Raw genomic sequence first — 2,998 nt, 5'->3', positions numbered from 1 at the left:
TCGCGACAGCGCCACGGGGGAGCACCTCAACGTCGTCAAAGTGCAAGCGGGCAACAGCGATATCCAGGTCTTGCAGTGGGACGCGGGGCGTCCGCAGGGCATGCCCGATAACGGCCTGCGCTTTAGCCTGTCAGATCATCTGGGCAGTAGCGTTCTGGAGCTTAATGGCAAGGCCGAGTTAATCACTCAGGAAAGCTATTACCCGTTCGGCGGTACCGCGTGGTGGGCCGGGCGCAATGAGGTGCAAGCCAGTTACAAAACCCTTCGCTACTCAGGCAAGGAGCGCGATGCCACAGGGCTGTATTACTACGGCTATCGCTACTACGCCCCGTGGCTATACCGCTGGCTGAACCCCGACCCCGGCGGCGCCATTGATGGGCTGAACCTGTATGGGTTTGTCGGCAATGACCCGATGGGGCATGTGGATGCGGATGGGCGGATCAAGCGCCGTGCGGATGGCAGCGTGATTGCTGAAGCAGCAGGGTCAGACTCAAGGCTTGAGCAATTAAGAAACGAGTATTTCGGGGATGAGTCATTAGGCAGTTTCAGCGACATCGGTAGTGCGCCGCCGACCCCAGCACCGTCTATCAGTGATTTTGATGAAGGCCTGTTTTCGCCACCCAGCTTTGAGGAGCAATACGAAACAATCGTAGGGCGCTTGCCTGCGCCTGTTACAGAGCCTCAGCCTGGGACGTCTTCGCAGGGCACATTCCGAGTGCCTGCTGTGCCAGCACTTAAGCGTTTTTACTGTGGTGCGGCTGGTTGCGGGAAAGGGTTTATACAGCGTACCTCTTTAACTAAGCACCTGCTCACTCATACCGGCGAGAGGCCGCACCTGTGCACTGAACCTGGATGCTCAATGAGCTTTAGCCAGGCGAGCCATCTTAAGAGTCACCTGCTCACTCATACCGGCGAGAGGCCGCACCTGTGCACTGCGCCTGGATGCTCAATGAGCTTTAGCCTGAAGGGCACTCTTAAAGCTCACTTGCGAACTCATACCGGCGAGAAGCCGTATCGGTGCACAGAACTTGGATGCTCAATGAGCTTTAGCCGCCAGCACACTCTTAAGGATCACTTGCGAACTCATACCGGCGAGAGACCGTACCCGTGCACTGCGCCTGGATGCTCAAAGAGCTTTACCATAAGCCGCAATCTTACGCGTCACATGCGAACTCATTCCAGCCGGAGTACTTAGCCCATGACGTCGCATCACGCCCGTACGATCTGTTCGCATGGGGGTTACACCAAAAGCTTTAGTCACAATCATCATCTCAAACGGCACCATCTCAAGAGCGGGCATTAAGCAATGCCCATAACCAGTTGCACGACAGCATCACCCCGCGCATGGCCGAAGAAGGCCTGCGCGTGGTGGATGCGTATTTGGGGTTATACCTGCCTCCGTTTTTGCCAAAACGACAACCGTAAAGCTCCCTCACCCTAGCCCTATCCCGGAGGGAGAAGGAACCGATTGGGGGATGTTGTAGAGGTTCTGCGGCCTGCAAGCCATGTACTGAACCTGAGAACACCTCGGTAAAGCTCCCTCTCCCTCGGGAGAGGGCTGGGGTGAGGGGCGAAGGGCTCCCCACTCATTCACACACACACACACACAACCACAGCATTATTTACCACCCGCCCACCCAGCCGAGTTTGTACGTTCGCATGGCCATTTCTCCTTTAAGGATATTGTCATGCCCAGCCTTTTACACCGGCACACGCCAACGCTTGCGGCCATGGACCCGCGTGGTCTGGTGCTGCGCAGTGTGGCCTATCACCGAGCGTCAGCCGACACTGCGCCGCAGGCGCGCATCCGCCGACACACTTACGGGGCGACGGGCTTGCTTGAAACACAATGGGACCCGCGCTTATATGCGTTGCGCGTGAGTGAGTCAGCAACGCACCCCAATCAACGAACCCATTACAGCCTGACGGGCAAAACCTTGCGCACGCAAAGTGTCGACGCGGGAGCGCGTGTGTTGTTGCGAGGCGTTGCCGGGCAAGTAGTCGCTCGCTGGGACTCTCGCGGTGCTGAGCAACGTTATGCATTTGATGGGCTGCTCAGGCCAACGGATGTGTTCGAGCAGGCAGCGCATGAGGCGACGGCCCGGCATGCCGAACGGTTTACCTACGGCGCCAACGACGCGCCCAATCGTCTGGCCAACCGCAGTGGCCGACTCATTCGTCATGATGATCCGTCAGGGGCATTGCTGTACGAAGCGTATTCGTTGCAGGGGCAACTGTTGAATGAACAGCGGATGTTTTACACGTCTTTGACAGAGCACGATCTAAAGGCAGATTCGCCGCGTTTCAGCACCACCTGGCACTACAACGCCTTTGCAGAGGTCGTCGAACACACCGACGCCAAAGGCAATTTGCAACAGACCCTGTACGCAGTCGATGGGCAATTGCAGCAACATGCCTTGACGCTCAAGGGCGGCAGTCAGCAAGTGTTGGTTGACCAGCGCGTGGTCAATGCAAGGGGGCAACTGGAGTCCGAGCGCTCAGGCAACAATGTCCTGACCACGATGCAGTATTCCCCCCTGGATGGCCGTTTGAAACGTCTGACGACCTATCGTTCAGGCGAGAAAAAAACCCCGTTGCAGGATTTGACCTACGACTATGACCACGTGGGGAATGTGCTGCGGGTCAGCGATACGGCCCAACCCACGCAGTGGTCGAACAATGCACAAATCAATGCTGTCAGCACCTATCTGTATGACTCGCTGTACCAGCTGATCAGTGCCACGGGTCGGGAAAATGCGCACAACACGTCAACCTCGAACATTCCAGGGCTGGTTCAGTTCGGCGCGACCGATAACAGTGTGTGGCGCAATTACACCCAGACCTATACCTACGATGCGGGCGGCAATCTTACAGAGTTAAAACACCACGTCAGCACAGGTCATGGTTACACCCGTTCGATGTTGATAGCCCAATCCAGCAACCATGCTGTATTGAAAAGCACGGACACCCCAGCGTTACCACCGGGGTTAGGCCGTGA

At 56.9% G+C, this 2,998-nt stretch carries 1 protein-coding gene and 2 pseudogenes; all 3 read left to right on the top strand.

Annotated elements, in window-relative coordinates:
* On the top strand, positions 1-1,195 hold a 1,195-nt coding region (locus QMX84_RS26135; RefSeq protein ID WP_282365135.1), incomplete at its 5' end, for an RHS repeat-associated core domain-containing protein.
* A gap of 122 nt (positions 1,196-1,317) precedes the next feature.
* Positions 1,318-1,425, top strand: a pseudogene (locus tag QMX84_RS26130) (TetR/AcrR family transcriptional regulator); the annotation flags it as partial.
* 263 nt (positions 1,426-1,688) lie between these two features.
* Positions 1,689-2,998, top strand: a pseudogene (locus QMX84_RS26125) (RHS repeat protein); the annotation flags it as partial.

It is taken from the genome of Pseudomonas sp. PS01297 (assembly GCF_029959305.1).
GTDB classification, from domain to species: Bacteria; Pseudomonadota; Gammaproteobacteria; order Pseudomonadales; family Pseudomonadaceae; genus Aquipseudomonas; species Aquipseudomonas helleri.
This window is presented reverse-complemented; position numbering and strand designations above follow the sequence as displayed.